The 15,743-nt window shown below is 36.3% G+C and carries 18 protein-coding genes and 1 tRNA gene; 8 read left to right on the plus strand and 11 right to left on the minus strand.

Annotated elements, in window-relative coordinates; translation table 11 throughout:
• Nucleotides 1-16 precede the first annotated feature (16 nt).
• Genes fdhA through WC707_00565 form a run of 4 tightly spaced genes read right to left on the minus strand, consistent with a single transcriptional unit; the run spans nucleotide 17 to nucleotide 3,555 of the window.
• On the minus strand, nucleotides 17-1,204 hold the full coding sequence (gene fdhA, locus WC707_00550) for a formaldehyde dehydrogenase, glutathione-independent (GenBank protein MFA6065654.1): 1,188 nt from the start codon (nucleotides 1,202-1,204) through the stop codon (nucleotides 17-19).
• Nucleotides 1,191-1,883, minus strand: a complete 693-nt coding sequence (locus WC707_00555) for a hypothetical protein (protein MFA6065655.1) — start codon at nucleotides 1,881-1,883, stop codon at nucleotides 1,191-1,193. The genes fdhA and WC707_00555 overlap by 14 nt, the downstream gene beginning before the upstream one ends.
• Nucleotides 1,884-1,940: 57 nt before the next feature.
• Nucleotides 1,941-2,864, minus strand: coding sequence for a YicC/YloC family endoribonuclease (locus tag WC707_00560; GenBank protein MFA6065656.1), 924 nt, complete (start codon nucleotides 2,862-2,864; stop codon nucleotides 1,941-1,943).
• Nucleotides 2,833-3,555 (minus strand): YebC/PmpR family DNA-binding transcriptional regulator, encoded by a 723-nt coding sequence (locus WC707_00565; GenBank protein MFA6065657.1) that lies wholly within the window; start codon nucleotides 3,553-3,555, stop codon nucleotides 2,833-2,835. The genes WC707_00560 and WC707_00565 overlap by 32 nt, the downstream gene beginning before the upstream one ends.
• Before the next feature lie 168 nt (nucleotides 3,556-3,723).
• On the opposite strand from WC707_00565, the gene WC707_00570 reads away from it, so the two are divergent.
• Nucleotides 3,724-4,734, plus strand: coding sequence for a hypothetical protein (locus WC707_00570; protein MFA6065658.1), 1,011 nt, complete (start codon nucleotides 3,724-3,726; stop codon nucleotides 4,732-4,734).
• Nucleotides 4,735-4,745: 11 nt separating this feature from the next.
• Here WC707_00570 and ruvB read toward each other — a convergent pair whose 3' ends face one another.
• From ruvB to WC707_00590, 4 genes are read right to left on the minus strand one after another with little or no spacing between them, the layout of a single operon-like run.
• The gene (gene ruvB, locus WC707_00575; protein MFA6065659.1) at nucleotides 4,746-5,765 is read right to left on the minus strand and encodes a Holliday junction branch migration DNA helicase RuvB; all 1,020 of its coding nucleotides are present in this window, start codon (nucleotides 5,763-5,765) and stop codon (nucleotides 4,746-4,748) included.
• Nucleotides 5,762-6,139: a hypothetical protein gene (locus tag WC707_00580; protein ID MFA6065660.1), complete on the minus strand. Its 378-nt coding sequence runs from the start codon at nucleotides 6,137-6,139 to the stop codon at nucleotides 5,762-5,764. Before WC707_00580 ends, ruvB begins: the two co-directional genes overlap by 4 nt.
• Nucleotides 6,140-6,144: 5 nt before the next feature.
• Nucleotides 6,145-6,600 (minus strand): hypothetical protein, encoded by a 456-nt coding sequence (locus WC707_00585; protein ID MFA6065661.1) that lies wholly within the window; start codon nucleotides 6,598-6,600, stop codon nucleotides 6,145-6,147.
• Complete coding sequence (locus WC707_00590) at nucleotides 6,597-6,992, minus strand: hypothetical protein (protein MFA6065662.1); 396 nt, start codon at nucleotides 6,990-6,992, stop codon at nucleotides 6,597-6,599. Before WC707_00590 ends, WC707_00585 begins: the two co-directional genes overlap by 4 nt.
• A 62-nt stretch (nucleotides 6,993-7,054) precedes the next feature.
• Between WC707_00590 and WC707_00595 the strand changes: the two genes are divergently transcribed.
• The 4 genes from WC707_00595 to WC707_00610 all read left to right on the plus strand — a co-directional run bounded on the left by WC707_00595 (nucleotide 7,055) and on the right by WC707_00610 (nucleotide 10,909).
• Complete coding sequence (locus tag WC707_00595; protein MFA6065663.1) at nucleotides 7,055-9,130, plus strand: DnaJ domain-containing protein; 2,076 nt, start codon at nucleotides 7,055-7,057, stop codon at nucleotides 9,128-9,130.
• 80 nt (nucleotides 9,131-9,210) lie between these two features.
• A complete protein-coding gene (locus tag WC707_00600) occupies nucleotides 9,211-9,822 on the plus strand; it encodes a hypothetical protein (protein MFA6065664.1) in 612 nt (203 codons plus the stop codon).
• Nucleotides 9,823-9,979: 157 nt separating this feature from the next.
• Nucleotides 9,980-10,480, plus strand: a complete 501-nt coding sequence (locus WC707_00605) for a hypothetical protein (GenBank protein MFA6065665.1) — start codon at nucleotides 9,980-9,982, stop codon at nucleotides 10,478-10,480.
• A 219-nt stretch (nucleotides 10,481-10,699) separates the two neighbouring features.
• A complete protein-coding gene (locus WC707_00610) occupies nucleotides 10,700-10,909 on the plus strand; it encodes a hypothetical protein (GenBank protein ID MFA6065666.1) in 210 nt (69 codons plus the stop codon).
• Between the two features lie 44 nt (nucleotides 10,910-10,953).
• Here WC707_00610 and pssA read toward each other — a convergent pair whose 3' ends face one another.
• The 3 genes from pssA to WC707_00625 all read right to left on the minus strand — a co-directional run bounded on the left by pssA (nucleotide 10,954) and on the right by WC707_00625 (nucleotide 13,124).
• Nucleotides 10,954-11,724, minus strand: a complete 771-nt coding sequence (gene pssA, locus WC707_00615; GenBank protein ID MFA6065667.1) for a CDP-diacylglycerol--serine O-phosphatidyltransferase — start codon at nucleotides 11,722-11,724, stop codon at nucleotides 10,954-10,956.
• 55 nt (nucleotides 11,725-11,779) lie between these two features.
• A complete protein-coding gene (locus tag WC707_00620) occupies nucleotides 11,780-12,973 on the minus strand; it encodes an NAD(P)/FAD-dependent oxidoreductase (protein MFA6065668.1) in 1,194 nt (397 codons plus the stop codon).
• A 74-nt stretch (nucleotides 12,974-13,047) separates the two neighbouring features.
• Nucleotides 13,048-13,124, minus strand: a tRNA-Arg gene (locus WC707_00625).
• A gap of 167 nt (nucleotides 13,125-13,291) precedes the next feature.
• Here WC707_00625 and WC707_00630 point away from each other — a divergent pair.
• Genes WC707_00630 through WC707_00640 form a run of 3 tightly spaced genes read left to right on the plus strand, consistent with a single transcriptional unit; the run spans nucleotide 13,292 to nucleotide 15,739 of the window.
• Nucleotides 13,292-13,834 carry an NUDIX hydrolase gene (locus WC707_00630; protein MFA6065669.1) on the plus strand — a complete coding sequence of 181 codons (543 nt, stop codon included), beginning with the start codon at nucleotides 13,292-13,294 and terminating at the stop codon, nucleotides 13,832-13,834.
• Between the two features lie 19 nt (nucleotides 13,835-13,853).
• Nucleotides 13,854-14,618 (plus strand): hypothetical protein, encoded by a 765-nt coding sequence (locus WC707_00635; protein MFA6065670.1) that lies wholly within the window; start codon nucleotides 13,854-13,856, stop codon nucleotides 14,616-14,618.
• A gap of 14 nt (nucleotides 14,619-14,632) precedes the next feature.
• The gene (locus WC707_00640; GenBank protein ID MFA6065671.1) at nucleotides 14,633-15,739 is read left to right on the plus strand and encodes a Gfo/Idh/MocA family oxidoreductase; all 1,107 of its coding nucleotides are present in this window, start codon (nucleotides 14,633-14,635) and stop codon (nucleotides 15,737-15,739) included.
• Nucleotides 15,740-15,743 lie beyond the last annotated feature (4 nt).

Here is a 15,743-nt window from a genome sequence, read left to right on the forward strand (position 1 = left end):
TATATACCACAATTAATTACTTTTTAAGTGTATTCCATGGATCAAGAATAAATTTTTTTGCAACGCCCTTATTAAATTCCTGATAAGCCTGTGGCGCATCGTCTAATGAGACGATAGTAGCGTTGACCGCATCGGCTATATGTATCTTATTATGAATGATGCATTCCATAAGTTCTCGATGATAGCGCATAACCGGTGTTTGTCCGGTAAAGAATGAAAGGCCCTTTGACCAACCGAGTCCTATGCGAATGCCTAATGTTCCCTGGCGAGCTTGCGGATCTTGCGCACCAGGATCTCCGGTGACATATAATCCGGGAATGCCTAATGCTCCACCAGCGCGCGTGACGTCCATAAGCGTATTTAATACATTTGCGGGCTCTTGTTCTGCATGTTGCGCGCCACTGCCGTGTGCTTCATATCCAACGCAATCGATTGCGCAATCAACAGAAGGAGTACCAAGAATTTTTTCTATGCCATCAGTAATATTTGATGTTGTAGTGAGATTGATAGTTTCAGTTCCATATTTTTTTGCATGATCGAGCCGCTCTTGATTATTATCACCAATAATAACACATGCCGCTCCACGCAAGTGGCACGATGCTGCGCATGCGAGTCCAACAGGGCCTGCCCCGGCAATGTATACCGTTGAACCTGGTTGTACACCAGCTCTCAGTGCGCCGTGATATCCTGTAGGAAAAATATCAGATAAAAGTGAAAAGTCTTTTATTTTTTCCAAAGCCATCTGCTTTGGAAGTACTAATAAATTGAAATCTGCGTAGGGGATCATGACATATTCTGCTTGTCCGCCAATCCATCCGCCCATATCTACATAACCGTAGGCAGCGCCCGGACGCGCCGGATTAACGTTGAGGCAAATATGTGTATCTTGTGCTTTGCAGTTTCTACAGCGTCCACACGCGACGTTAAAGGGAACAGAAACAATGTCATTTTTCTTAATATATAGTACGTCACTGCCGCATTCGATAACTTCTCCTGTTATTTCATGCCCTAATACTAATCCTGATGGTGCTGTTGTTCGCCCGCGTACCATATGCTGGTCGCTGCCACATATATTTGTTGTGATAACTTTAAGAATAACAGCGTGTTCGCATTTTTTCCCGTTAATTTCCAATTTTGGATAATCAATAGTTTCTACTGCAACTACGCCGGGCTCTTTGTAAACAACAGCTTTATTTTTTATCATATTGTGATTGAGCGATATTTTTTTGTATATTGCCAAGAATAACGCCAAGGTATTTTTCTGGGCCGCCGAGCCATTTTATAAGTTGATCTTTTTTTGTGCGGCCTTGATTCGAGTTTTGGAACATGCGATCAAATTGTGTTGTAAATTCTTGTGCCAATATTCTGACATCTTTTTGTGATGGATTTTTCCCTAATTTTTCAAGCTTATCGGCAAAATATATATATTGGTCTACCAGTTCTTCATACTGCACGTCATAGGGTGATGGTGAAGAAATAGTCTCACGCGGGTTGCCTTTAAGTATATTAAGCGCAGCTTCAAAATCATGGACTTTTTGCTTGATTAGAGGTTGCGCATATTTTGATTTTTGGTTGCGTAATTGCTTAAGTGTTCTTTCGTAATAGTTTATATCATATCCATTCATAAGAACTTTTGATGCACGCGGAAGTTCCTGTTTAATTCTTGTAATGCGAGCTTTCCATTGGCTTTTCCCTGCATTTTTTTCTTTTGGGTTATTAAGAACTTTTTGTAAAAGAGTATCAAGTTGATCAAGCTTTTTTTGATATGTAATTCCATCAGGCGCGACTGATTCTTTAATAATTTTTGTGATATCTCTTTGATAATTAGCAGCTAATAGTGGTAGGCCGCTGGCAAAAATTATGAACAAAATTTTTTTCTTCATGAGTGGTCTCCTTCTGTGACCACCTTATTACAGTTGCGTTGTGCAAAGCAATAGTTTTTAAACAATATTTTGCGCCTGTTCGCGTGCCTTTTCTAATTCCACTTTAATGTTAATAGCATTGGTGCTTATGTCAGAATCAGAGCATTTTGCAGCCAGTGTGTTAATTTCTCTTAATAGTTCTTGCATGATGAAATCTATTTTCTTGCCCTTTTCGCGGTCCTGTGAATTAACAACCACTTCTAAATTATTAAGATGTGTTGTAAATCGCACGATTTCTTCATGAATGTCCAATTTATCAAGTTGCTGTGCTATTACTGCAAGGTATTGTTCTTGGTTGTCGCCGCCAAGAAATTGTTGTAAGTTTTTGAGCAGCATTTCTTTGCGAGCTTCAAGTACCTCTAAAGCGCGAGGCTCAATTTTTTTAAGTTCCTGCTTTAATATGATAATTCTCTTATTTAAATCGGCTTCAAGCGCTTTGCCTTCTCGTAATCGATCTTCTATAAGCGCAGACAATACCGTGTCGCATGCCGTTATGATGGCTTGTTCCGTTTTTTTATCGAGCGGCATTTCCGGCGTTTCAAAAATTGATGGCAAGAGGAGTAGGTCGCGCACTTCAACAGAGCCGTGCAATCCAAATGTTTCTTTGATGGAATTAAGCGCGTCAAAATAACTTTTAATGAGTGGCAATACTGGCTGTATCGTGCCTTTGAGAAGCGCTATGTTAGAAGAATAAATAGTGAGAAATATTGTTCCACGAATTAATTCACGCTTAAGTTTTTTTGCAATATCGGCTTCAAGGAGAGCCAATGGGTATGGCATTTTATATGTTGCTTCAAAAAAACGACCATTAATTGTTTTTAAACTGATAGTGATATTAAGTGCACCCTCTTGGAGTGGAATATTGAAGGTTTGCGAAGCAAATCCCGTCATGCTCATGGTCATAGCATTGTTACTCAAGGTTGGTATAAACATTTTGGACATCTTCAAGTTCTTCAATTGCCTCTAAAAAGTCAAGAGCTTTGTCTTCGGCTTCTCCTTCAAGAACGAGCTTATTACGAGGTACCCAGCCAAGTTCAGCTTCGTTAACTTTAACAGCATTCTTGATGAGCATATTTTTTATATCGTCAAGCGCGCGAGAATCACAAATAATGGTAAATGCGCCATCTTCGTCTTCTGCTGCGATATCTTTTACATCAAAATCTATGAGTAGTTCAAGAAGCGTATCTTCTGTTTGTCCTGGCGCTGTGCATTCTATAATGCCACTTTTATCAAACATCCAGGATACAGAGCCATTTTCTGCAATTCGTCCGCCTTTGCGAGAAAATGCATGACGTAATTCTGCAATGGCCTTATTTTTATTATCGGTTAATACGTCAACGATGATAGCAATATTTTCTGGACCGTAGCCTTCATAGCTATGCGCTTCGTATTGTTGACCTGGCAATTCGCCAGTTCCCTTTTTGATGGCGCGCATATAATTTTCTTGAGGCATATTAATATCTTTTGCCTTATCAAGTAAAAAACGTAGGCGTGGATTGCCTGATGGATCGCCGCCGCTCATACGCGCAGCTATAGAAATTTCTTTAATAAGTTTTGTAAAAAGCTTCCCGCGTTTTGAGTCAAGAATTGCTTTTTTATACTTTATTTGTTTCCACTTGGAATGTCCTGCCATGATTAGCCTTTGTTATGTATAAAAATTTCTGATGATACTTATAAAAATAATAATTTATAGTTTTTTTGTCGATTTTTTTATAGATATAATTTTCTTGAACAACGATAGTTTTCTAGTATAATAATTTATGTAAAAAAATTTTAGTATATATTATAAGGGTTAAATACTATGTGTAGTTTAATATTTCCGTTATTATTATTTCTTTCTATGTCAGTTTATTCGATGGAAGATGTCTCTTCAGCAGAAGTTAATTCTAATTATGATGACAGCATGTATGTAATGCTCTATCGTGATGAAATATATAAAAAGCCAATAATTGAATATTCTGAAAATTTGGATGTTGCCTTTTCTCCACAATTGGAAAAATTTGCGTTTGTTAATATGAGAGGCATTTTTTTAGAAGGTCTCTCTACTGATATGACTGCTCTCGCATCTCGTCGTCAATTGGTAAATAAACAATATGAAGATCCTTTTAGTCTTATGTTTTCGGAAGATGGTAGGCAAATAAGTGTCATTGATAATAAAAAATCTCAAGAAACTATAGATGTTTTTGATACCACTACTGGTGAGCGGTTGTGGAGCAAGAATGTGCAGAAGATACCATATATTGCTAACGTACGTACCAATCGGGACGCGCCAGTTAACAGTAAGCTGATGCCTTCTATTCATAAAACTATCGTTAAATTGTTCGTGCGCAAAGGCGTGCTCAAGATACGCTATAAAAAATCAGATGAAATAGCATCCCGTATTGAACAGGTAATTGGGCTCAGTCAAGATCCTCTTCTTGCAAGAGATAGATTTAATAAATTTCAGAAATATGTGGGTAAAGATATTATTGTTCAATCGATTGGCTTAGGTCACGTTGGTTTGAGCGGTCATATGGAAACAGGTGAATGTTGTTCTGTTGTAAATTTATACACTGGTAAGACTGTAGCACATACTAGCCCTTATCAGATGCTTCAAAAAAAAGAAATTACTCATAATAATAGTCATCTTGCTATCATTGATGACGGGGGTCTTAACGTTTGGAAATTGTCGTCGCATAATCTCATTGCGGCTAATGCATTACCAGCTACGGCAGAACCAGATTCGCTTATTTTATGCAAAAGTTTTGATGATAATGTTTTATTAGTGCAAGATATCTCATCCGAACAAACGTATAAATTCACGCTTTCCTAAAAAATATATCTTTAAAAGAGTGTTTCTTGCCCGAAAAATTTCTTTTTAAGGCGTGGCAGAATTTTATAAGGTATAATTCTGCCACGCGAAGACTTTTCTAAATATCCCATACGAATAAGATAGGGTTCGTGCACTTCTTCGAGCGTAGTGCTGTCCTCGCTCAGAAGCGACGCGAGTGTTTCTAGGCCTACTGGACCACCATCGAATTTTTCTATCATAATTTTTAAGAGTGCATTATCCAGCTGACTGAGCCCCGTTTGGTCTATACCCAAAAACTGTAACGCTCGTACAGTAATTGTTTCATCTATGATATTGTTGTTTTCAACTTGGGCAAAATCACGTACGCGACGTAATAATTTTTTTGCAATTCGCGGTGTTCCTCGTGCAGCTTGAGCAATGAGAAGTGCTGATTGTGATGATATAGGCGTTGCAAGATAATGAGCGTTATCTTCAATTATCATTTGTAGCTCTTGGTGGGAATAATAATCAAGGCGCTCTAATATGCCAAAGCGGCTGCGCAGCGGTGCAGAAATAAGTCCTGTCTTTGTCGTTGCTCCAATAAGAGTAAATGGTTGAAGCGGTAAATTAACGGATTGCGCTCCGGCGCCTTGGCCGATAATAATATCGATTCTAAAATTTTCCATGGCGGTATAGAGAACTTCCTCAACGGCTGTTGGTATGCGATGGATTTCATCAATAAAAATAATATCTTTTTTCTTAAGGCTGGATAAGAGGGCGACTAAATCTCCGGTGCGCTCCAACATGGGGCCGCTACAGATTTTTATATCAACATTCATAACTCGTGCCATGAGTGTGCATAATGTTGTTTTGCCTAGCCCTGGAGGACCAAAAAAAAGCAAATGATCTAGCGGCTCATTGCGCAATTGTGCCGCATGGGTATAAAGCGCTAGCTTTTTCTTAAGTTCGTCTTGCCCACGATATTCTTCAAATTTTTCTGGATTAAAATCAAGATTGTGTTCAGCGTAATTATCGAGTGATATCATTGAAAGGGGTATGGGGGGTGTTTTCATAGCAAGCTTTCTGACGGTTCTGGTAAAATTATAACGCGTGATTTTTTATATATGATTGCGTGTGTTAATGGATCAAGCATATGCACTTCTATAGAAATTTTTTTTGGTTCAATGTGTGTATATAGTATACATGAATTTTTATGGAAGGGGGCATGCGTTGTGTGTTTTTTGTTTGTTATAATAATTGTTACAAGTTGCTCATCTTCTAATAATAATGCGTAGCCATAATCCAAAATAATTTCACTTTCGGTTCTGTGTGTCATGGATGCTGTGATATAATGAACTGTTTCTGATGCATACTCAAGTTGTCGCATACTGGTAATTGATAGTGCAATCATGATAAATGAGAGCAGGGTAAGTACTAGTATTTGCATGATAATTATCGACTTTCAAGCGCTATATAATGCTCCAAAGAGCAATTGTTTTTTTTTGTTATACAGGTAATGCCTGTATCGGTGATATCGGTGAAGGTAACATCTATGTTATCTGCAAGAGGTGTTTTTTTCATGCGTACCCATGTGTGTGAAGCGGGAGCGTAGATTCCTTCTTGAGCAATAAGTTTATTGTTTTTGTAGAGCAAACTACAATTATTTAAGGGAGTGTCCCAAATTATTTCTTGTGGAGTTGTTTTTTTCCAAGCAATACATGGTTGCTGGGTGATTAATTGTAAAATTTTCTCCTGTGTCATGGCAAGATGGATATACGTGTCTATGGTGAGCGACATTTTTTTGTTGTAGTTGTATACGTTATAAAAAAGCGTTGTAATTGCTAATGAAAAAAATATGAGACAGGCTGTATAGATGAGGCATTCCAATAACGTAAATCCATATTTCATACGATAAATCCCGCAAGTGTTGTAGCGTATGTTATTGTTTTTTCTTGTACAGTAACACGATACGCTTTTATATTTTTTGGGTGAGATATTTTTTCTTCTGTCGTGATAATAGTAAAATTATTATGAGGTGATGGCGATGTTGGTATTTTTTTTGTACTTCGTATGCGATGAGCGCAAGAATGCGCAATATACAGAGCTTGTATATGATTGATAATTCTTTTTTGGTGCATAATTGCATTACCATAATATGTTGCAAAAAAAGTCGCAAATAGCGAGAGTAATAAAAGCGTTATTAATGATTCAATGAGTAGAAAACCAGCATTTTTTTTGGTGGCATTGTGCTGTGATAATTGACATTTATGAGCACTAATATTAAAATTAAAAATAGTCATATTTTGATTGCTTTTTTTGATATATTATTATTACATGCACGTAGATTACTTTGAGGATAACAATGATACAATATATTTTTAGTTTTCTCATATTATTGTTGATAAGTATACAATTGAACTGCATGAATCAACAAATGCCTCCTATGGGCCCTATGCCACAAAATGGGCAGGTTGCATTGCCGGGCGGCATGACTATGAGCGAAGCGGAATTTAAAGAGATGCTTGATTTTCTTGAGACGCTTGATGAAAAAGAATTGCAAGAGCTTGAACGCATTGGCCGCGAAGCACTTGTAGAAATGGGAATAAATCCTGATACGCTTGAGCAGGTTGGTCCTGCTGGTCAGCCAACTCTTCCAATGCCAACACCCGAAGCTAAAGTTACGCCCCCTATTAAAGAACCCGCAAAGCCTGTTATTGCGTCAGAAAATATCGAAGAAGTTAAAAAAATAATACAGCGCTTAATTGAGTTGTTGGGTTCGCTCAGACAAAAGATTTCTCAAGATCCGTATGAAACTCCAGTTCAAAGAGCATTTAATCAGGATCTTGCTTCCCTTATTTATTATCTTAAGCTTATTAATAAAAGTCACCATTATGATCGCCTTTTTGATGCTGAGTATGCATTAATTATGCAATATATTAAAGAATTGTATGAAGTTATCGCATCTCAAGAGCCATTGTTTACGGTGAGTCCTATTATTGATTATGAGTATGATGATCCGTATGAAATATTACGCGTTACGTATGATGCCGTTGATGCTGATATTAAACATGCATTTGAAAAAATATCTGAACAAAAGAGTCCAGAAAATATTAAGAAAAGATTGCTAGAAGAGGGGCTTGCCGGCAAAGATTTACAAAGGCAGGTTAAGCAAGCTCAGCTTAATTTTTCTATTATTAAAGATGCATATGAAAAATTAAGTGATCCAAAGACAAGAGCGCAAATTGATCGTGAACGGCAAGCGCTGTATGCGCGACAAAAAAAGCTTTCTCATGTTGCACAAGAAGCGCTTAATAATATGATGACAGCATTGTCGCAGGCATTTTCTGGGCAACGCTTGAACGCATTGCTCGAAGATTTTTTGAAAAAATATGAGCCTCAAGAATTAGAACTCAAAAAAAAGATGGATAAGGCTGAAAAAGATCGCTTTGCTGAGCAACAAGCGCGTGCAAAAATTCAGCCGACAAGAACGCCTGGTACGTATGATGCCAAAGTTCGCTACGGTCAACCATCAACGTCTTCTGGAGCAGGGTATAATCCATTTGCGAGTGCCGCTCAGTCTCCATCATCGACGCCTGATGCTGCGCATCCAGTAGCGGCTGATGAAAAGAAAAAAGCTGATGCTGATAAGAAAGGCGGAACTACTGCTGGTAAAAAAGATAAAAAAGACGATAAAAAAGAAGATAAAGACAAGAAAGACGATAAAGAAAAGAAAGATAAAAAAGCTCCTGCTCATAAAGAAGGCTATGAAAAACAAAAAACAAAAAGTGCTCAAAAGTCTCTTGATGATCTTATAAAAGACGAGCTAAAGTGCGCCGAAAAATTTGTTAAGGCAGTTGATAATGATGTTCAATTGATGATAGGAAAACTACCTGACTACATGTATTCAATTGAATTTAAAACAAATGTAACGGGTAAGTCGCAAGGCGTAGGTGACTATGCACATGATGAATCTCTTAATGGAAAGCTCAATGATTTTATAAAAGCATCAGGTCTTGCTGATTTTGCTGCGACGACAAAGGTTCTTGCAAAAAAAATTGGTTCAGAAAAAGATCAAGATAAGCTAAAAAAATATCGTGAAGAGCTTAACCCGGTAATTAATATTCAGGATGCTGTTAATTCTTTGGAAGATGCTCTTAAAAAGAGTACAGCTCTTGAGCGTGATAAAGATGGCAAAAAAGAGGTACGTAATCAAGTTAAGGCTGTAGTGCATCTTGGCGGTTCTTTTGATAACCCAGGTCCGCTCAAGATACTCATGGATGAAGTTGGTTGGCTGAATAAAGGCTTGAAGAAAATGATTGCAAAGCTGCCTAAAGTTGAGGCGCCTCAGCCAGAGGCGCAAGAAGAGGGCGAGCAGCCTGCGATAGAGACTACAGAAGAGTCAGTCGCATCAGCTGAAAGTTTGCCGATTGAAGTGTAACTTATAGTAAACTTGCAAAAAAATCCAATTTGTATAAACTAATATTATTAAATAAAATATAATCTAATAATAGGGGTTTTATGAAAATTGGTTCTTTCGTTAAATTATTGGTGTACATTGGCGTTATAGTGGGTATATTCAGTTTGGGTTATCGATTATTACGTAATAAACATCAAAAAACATCTCAAAAAATATCTCTTGGTTGCAAAGTTTTTAGTAAAGTAGAAAGCATAGAATGCTTTGGCAAAGATGTAGTGAGCCAAGGTTATAAGCCGCTACACATATCTATTAGCAATACCACGCAGCGCTATTTAAAGTTTGCTCAGAATGATATTAGTCTAAAAACAGTTCCCGCAGAAATTGTAGCAAGAAGTGTGTATTCAAGCACGGCAAAGCGTATTCTCGGTTGGGGCATCGCATGTTTATTTTTCCCTATATTGTTCATACCAGCTATTATTACGTCAGTCTCTTCTTATTGTGCTAACGATGCATTAACCAATACGTTTATAGCAAAATCTGCTACAGACAGAATAATTGCACCAGGTTCTCATTATGACGGTATTATCTTTGTGCCGACTGATGATTATAGCAATCGCTTTACTATTATGCTTTCTGATAAAGATTCTTCAGAAAAAATTGCCTGCAATGTCGACATGGTTTGTGGTTTTTCCCATAAATTATACAAAATATAAAATTGCATAGAACAATTGTGTTACAACATATCTGAAGAACAGCATGTGTTGGGCGCGGGCAAAAAACTATTCCCCATTACGCATATAGAATTTGTAAAAAAATCACTCATAGTTTATTCACTCGGAATCACGCATCCGTACAGAATAGGAGGTTAATGTGTTTTGTTGGAGAATAACAAAATATAACCCTCGATATCGTGATTATAATGAGACTTATTTGAAAGATGAGTGGACATGCTATTCAGATATAGGAGCAAATTTTGAGGGGAAAGAGCTTACTTTTCAAGAATATCTAGAAAAAGAAAATGCTTATATTCAAGCCGTTATTCTATTTATAGAATGTTTAAATATAGCATCACTGAAGGTTGTTGATTTAGAACAAGGCGGAAAACGTTACAAAGCGCTTGTGTTGGCAGAAAATGGCTTAGATAAAATTGTAAATAATGAGTTTGTAAATAAAGAGTCTGTTGTTGTAATCATTCGATTAATTTTAAGAAATAAAATGTGGTGTAAGTTGGAAGCTAAAAACATGTATATTCATTTTGGTTACGATTATTATATGTATATCGGCAGTTCAAGCCCATCTACAGAAAATATTACATCTATAGAAAAATTAGGTCTTTTTGTTGAACCCTGTGAATCGCCATATAGTGATTAAAATAAGCAAATAAGTTATTTTTTTATTCGAGCCATTTATATATTTTATAATCGTCGCCGAGCATGAGAATGGTCTCATCCCTGCCAGCAGCGATTATGCCGAATACTTTTACAATCAACTTTTTTATTTCAAAATGAAACAATTGTTGAAAAGCATGCTTTATTTAAGCTATTATTGATGGGTAAGTAGTGATTAATAATTTAAAAACAAGAGGGTTTTATGAAGAAAAGTTTATTTCTATTCGTTTTTGTATTGATTTCGGTAGGTGAAGCATATTCCAAGAATGTAATGTGCACATGTAAAGATGGACGATCTACGCCCGTAACCTATCGTGCTGTTTTTATAGGGGGTATGACGCATAATGTCCCGTCTCTGGAAAAATGTAAGGAGTTTTGCGGAGCGGACAATTATGAATCAATTGGAGATTAATGGTCCAAAGGATATTACAAACTTCTTTTCATGCCAGAAAAGTATTAGGCAAAGAATCTTTTTTTAATTTCTAGAACGCAGCTGGAGATAATGCCCCAGGCAATGTAGCCGACCAGAATAAAAACAAAGAGTGGGTAACCGCAGCTGATCAACCAAGAAAAGACTATGATCAAACTTGCGAGCTGGATATATCCATACGGGAATTTAATGCGGTAGCGCTTTAATGCGGGGAATTGCAGTGGCGATATCATTAAAAATGCAATAACGAGCATACTGATGTGTAAGCCAATTGGATGGAAAAATATTTTTGCCGGGTGAGCCATAATCCAAGGACGGTATAAAACGCAGCTTGCTATCAAAAAAGCAGCCATAGTTGTAGGTAAGCCAATAAAATTGAGTTGTTGACTGTCTGATGTTGTATTAAAGCGGGCTAATCTTAAGAGCCCTGCGCATAAATATAAGCCGATAACCGCCAAGCCGAGTGTGCCGAATGAGTCATTAAAAAGTGTATATACAAGAATGCTCGGGGCCAAACAAAAAGAAACTGCGTCACAGAGAGAATCAAGCTCCATGCCCAAATAGCTTGAAGATCCGATAGCTCGTGCTAGACGTCCATCAAAAGCATCCATAAAGGCGGCAAGTAAAATATAATATGCTGCGCTGTTATAGTCGCCCTCGAATGACTTTACGAGAGACAGAAAGCCGAAAAAAGCGTTTAAAAACGTAAAACAATAGGGAATAACAAAAAGTGATTGTTTGTACTTTTTGGTAGTGTTTTTGGTTGCGCAATAGAGGCTTTTAAGATGCATTGTCATGCCATGTTCCTAAAATTGTTTGATCGCTAGATCTACGTGTAATTATATCAAATCTTCAACGTGATGTGACAGTATTAGTATATTGTTTTTTTAAGTGAGCTGCTTTTATTAGTTTACCAATAAGCAAAAAACCGCGCAAATCGTTATGCTGCGAATGTGCTATGCTTTCATAAAAGTTTTCATCGTGATCATATGTTAATTGTATAGGCTCTTGAGTGCTGTATGCGGCATGAATAACGGGTATCCCATCGATAGTTGTGTTGGTATAGGGGGTCATTCCCGGATAACAATTATTTTGTCCTGCCATGCTATAGGCGGCATGCTTTCCTTGTTGCACTGCGTCTCGCCAATGGCGTGTTGGAGTTTTTTTTCCGGTTATTATATTGTTTGCCATAATACAGTCTCCGCCGGCAAAAATTGAGGGAGCCGACGTTTGTAGGTAATTATTGGTGACAATATAGCCATTTTCAAACTCTATACCGGTATTTTTAAGAAAGTCGGTTGCGGGTGTTGTGCCCATGGCCATTATAATAAGATTTACGGAGTCGATTGTGCGTATTGTGTTATTGGGTGAACTCAGTGTTACATGGTAGCCAGTTTCCTGGTGCTGTATATTCGTGACCATGCTGTTTGTGTAACAGGTTATGCCATCTTTTTCTAATTTTTTTTCAAGAAATGCAGAGGCTTTCGCATCAGCAAAATGAGGCAGTATGTGGCTATTCTTTTCTATTATCGATATTTTGTGTGCATATTTTTTTAAAAAACTGATAGATTCAAGCCCCGTGATGCCAGCGCCCACAATGACAGCGTGATTAATGGTTGTCTCTAAACAATATTGTATAATTTTTTGGCAGTCTTCTAACGTATGAATTGTAAATATGCCCGGTGTATCTGCATATTCTGGTATAGTTCGTGCGAGCGTGCCTATTCCCAAAAAAAGTGCGTTATAATCCAGTGTTTGCGTGTTCCCTTGCGTTACGCAGGTAATTTGTTGTCGTTCACTATCTACTGAAATAACCTCAGTATTATACATCCAGGTGATCGATGCTTCTTGCGGCAGCATAAAATCAAGATTAAGCTTTTCTTGAGTTATCTGTTCTTGCATATAAGAAAAAAGCAGGCATTTGTTATATACTTTCGGCTCTTTTGATATACACATAATATGTGCTTCTGGATCAAGTTGGTGTAGCGTTGCTACCGCGCTGATTCCCGCCGCCGATGCGCCGATAATAATATAGGTTTTTTGCATGATTATATTTTTTTTGTAAAAATTTTGTGGCGCCAAACTGTCGTGATGTACTAGCCATAGTTATTTGCACAGACTGGTGCGCCTGACAGGAATTGAACCTGTGGCCTACAGATTAGGAATCTGTCGCTCTATCCGACTGAGCTACAGGCGCATTCTATAAATTATATCTATAAAAGATACCAAACTATTAAACTCTTGTATATTCAACCACTTTAAGCATTTTTCAACCTTATTTTAACTTGACTAGATATTTGTGCCCCTGTACAATAGATTTTCTATTGAAAATATTTTAATTTTAATGAAATCAGGGGGAATTCATTGAAGAGATCGAATGTAATAGTATTATTAAAAAAGTATAATCCGTCATGTGACGAAGAAATTGCGTTTAAAGCACGCATGCTTTCTTTTATAGATCAGAATATTAATTGCTTTGAAAGATCATTAGAAATTGGACATATTACGGCTTCTTCTTGGCTTTTAAATAAAGATGGTTCTCATGCGCTTCTGTTGCACCATGCAAAGCTTAATAATTGGTTTCAGCTTGGTGGGCATTGTGATGGAGATACGGATGTTTTGGCGGTTGCTCTTAAAGAAGCTCAAGAAGAATCAGGAATCCTGCACATTGTTCCTGTAGATACTGATATCTTTGATATCGATATTCATCTTATCCCTGAAAATAGTCGTGAAAAAGCGCATTATCATTATGATATACGGTTTTTACTACAAGTGGTCAGCGATGAAGTAGTCATACAAAATAGAGAGTCAAAAGAATTACGATGGATAGAAAAAAGAGCGGACACATTGCCAACTCAAAACCCATCGGTTGTTCGAATGTTTAATAAATGGATTCAAAAAATTTAAAAATTTAAGGACAATAAATATGAATATTTATAAATATATATCACTTATTGTTGCATTGCACGTTCCTGGAATGACATTGCAAGCTATGGATAAATCAATAAAGTTGTTAAATACAATCAATCAAGCTTCCAGGGTTGATCGAGCACAATTTAAAGAATTGGCGAAATATTCTCAAAGTTTTTTGATGACAAATATAGACAAATTAGCTTGTCAAAAAAACGAGTCTGGTTTTATAAGAATAAATATTCCCATTTTAAAACAAGTTAGATCTAAATTTTGTGGAATTAAAAAGATTAGGGCTAACTATTGGACCCCTAATGCAGGGATAGTTATTAGTCCAGAAAGTATACATACACATCCAAATTATTTTGAAAGTTTTATTGTTAAAGGGGGCTATAATCATGAAATATACGAACCTGGAAATAAAAAAAATTCTAAGTATGATCTTTATCGCATCTTAAAAGATGGTGATTCAAAAAGTTTTGTATTTATTGGCGATACTTCATTACAGTTTGTGAAAAATGAATGTGTAGAGCAAGGCGCAATTAAGGCCTTTGATAAAAAAATGATTCATCGAGTTATGAATACAATGCCTGAAACACTTTCTCTCAATGTAGTATTTAATGATAACAATGAAGATCAGGCCTCTTATAACATATATTTGACTAAACATGGAAAACTAGGTGATGTCAAAACAATTAGAGATTTAATTTCAAATGACAAATCAAAGCCATTTATACATGAAATTATATCAGGCCTTGAGGGATTAATTAAATCTACTTAACAAGGATTTGCTTGATGAAAGAGAAAATATTTATAAATTTAGTTTTGGGTTCTTTGGTTTTTCTAGCCATTTTCTTTTTGAGCGCGGAATATTATAAACATAAAAAACCAAAAGCTATTTTGATCGGGGCTGCAGGAAAGCAAGGTCAAGAATATTTTAATTTATTGAAAAATGATATTGAGTTTATGGCTTTTGTCGTATCTCCTAATACTTTTCAAGATATTGAGAAGCAAAGTTTTTTAGAAGCTGCAATGCGAGGCAATATCAAGATTTTTGTAGGAATAGAAGAATTAAAGCAAGCAATAAGTAATAACCAGATTAATTTTGAAGTTGCTTTTATTGCCATTCCACATCATCTTCATGAAGAATTCACTACATTATTATTGCGAGATAATAAAATAATTATAAAAGAAAAACCACTGGCGCTTAATAGTCAAGAAGTTGTGACTTATGAAAAAATATCAAAAATAAAGCAACCTCCTATATTTACTATAGTACAACGACACTTTCAAGCGTCATTGATTGAAGCTAAAAAAGATTTGCATCTTATAGGTAGGCCTCTTTCATTTTCTTATGAATATTGTTTTAATCTTCCCATGATGACGCCTGGATGGCGTGCTAATAGATTAAAAAGTGGTGGTGGTGTGTTGATTGATATGGGCTATCATATTATCGATGTTGTTAATGATTTTTTTGGAATGCCGATTATAAGTGAAATAAATGCTACGTTTGGTTTTTGTTATAATGAGATGTTTAAGGCAAAACTTGAAGACAAGGCCATTATTAGTTTTAATTATCCATCAGGGCTAAAGGGTGAAATTAAATTGTCACGTCATGATTTTAGAAAAGAAGAATTTATTATTACGGGCGCCTTAGGAGTAATGAGGATTAATGCAATTAATTATGTAATTTATGATTTGAATGGCAATGTAATTAAGTCATATGAATCGACACAGACAAAAAGTCAAAACAAATTAGATATGCTTAATATTTACCTCAAAAATCGCCATAATGAAAAATACATTGATCAAGAATTAAAGCGACACAAAAATAATGTTTATATTATTGATCAAATTTATAAAGTAGCACAATTAAATCATACTATATTACCGATAGTATAGTAAA

This window comes from Candidatus Babeliaceae bacterium, from assembly GCA_041660765.1.
Lineage (GTDB): Bacteria > Babelota > Babeliae > Babelales > Babelaceae > JBAZVR01.

Bases quoted from the DNA above. Each gene is read 5' to 3' on its own strand.
- fdhA (MFA6065654.1), bottom strand. From the start codon at position 1,204: ATGATAAAAAATAAAGCTGTTGTTTACAAAGAGCCCGGCGTAGTTGCA.
- WC707_00555 (MFA6065655.1), bottom strand. From the start codon at position 1,883: ATGAAGAAAAAAATTTTGTTCATAATTTTTGCCAGCGGCCTACCACTA.
- WC707_00560 (MFA6065656.1), bottom strand. From the start codon at position 2,864: ATGTCCAAAATGTTTATACCAACCTTGAGTAACAATGCTATGACCATG.
- WC707_00565 (MFA6065657.1), bottom strand. From the start codon at position 3,555: ATGGCAGGACATTCCAAGTGGAAACAAATAAAGTATAAAAAAGCAATT.
- WC707_00570 (MFA6065658.1), top strand. From the start codon at position 3,724: ATGTGTAGTTTAATATTTCCGTTATTATTATTTCTTTCTATGTCAGTT.
- ruvB (MFA6065659.1), bottom strand. From the start codon at position 5,765: ATGAAAACACCCCCCATACCCCTTTCAATGATATCACTCGATAATTAC.
- WC707_00580 (MFA6065660.1), bottom strand. From the start codon at position 6,139: ATGCAAATACTAGTACTTACCCTGCTCTCATTTATCATGATTGCACTA.
- WC707_00585 (MFA6065661.1), bottom strand. From the start codon at position 6,600: ATGAAATATGGATTTACGTTATTGGAATGCCTCATCTATACAGCCTGT.
- WC707_00590 (MFA6065662.1), bottom strand. From the start codon at position 6,992: ATGACTATTTTTAATTTTAATATTAGTGCTCATAAATGTCAATTATCA.
- WC707_00595 (MFA6065663.1), top strand. From the start codon at position 7,055: ATGATACAATATATTTTTAGTTTTCTCATATTATTGTTGATAAGTATA.
- WC707_00600 (MFA6065664.1), top strand. From the start codon at position 9,211: ATGAAAATTGGTTCTTTCGTTAAATTATTGGTGTACATTGGCGTTATA.
- WC707_00610 (MFA6065666.1), top strand. From the start codon at position 10,700: ATGAAGAAAAGTTTATTTCTATTCGTTTTTGTATTGATTTCGGTAGGT.
- pssA (MFA6065667.1), bottom strand. From the start codon at position 11,724: ATGACAATGCATCTTAAAAGCCTCTATTGCGCAACCAAAAACACTACC.
- WC707_00620 (MFA6065668.1), bottom strand. From the start codon at position 12,973: ATGCAAAAAACCTATATTATTATCGGCGCATCGGCGGCGGGAATCAGC.
- WC707_00635 (MFA6065670.1), top strand. From the start codon at position 13,854: ATGAATATTTATAAATATATATCACTTATTGTTGCATTGCACGTTCCT.
- WC707_00640 (MFA6065671.1), top strand. From the start codon at position 14,633: ATGAAAGAGAAAATATTTATAAATTTAGTTTTGGGTTCTTTGGTTTTT.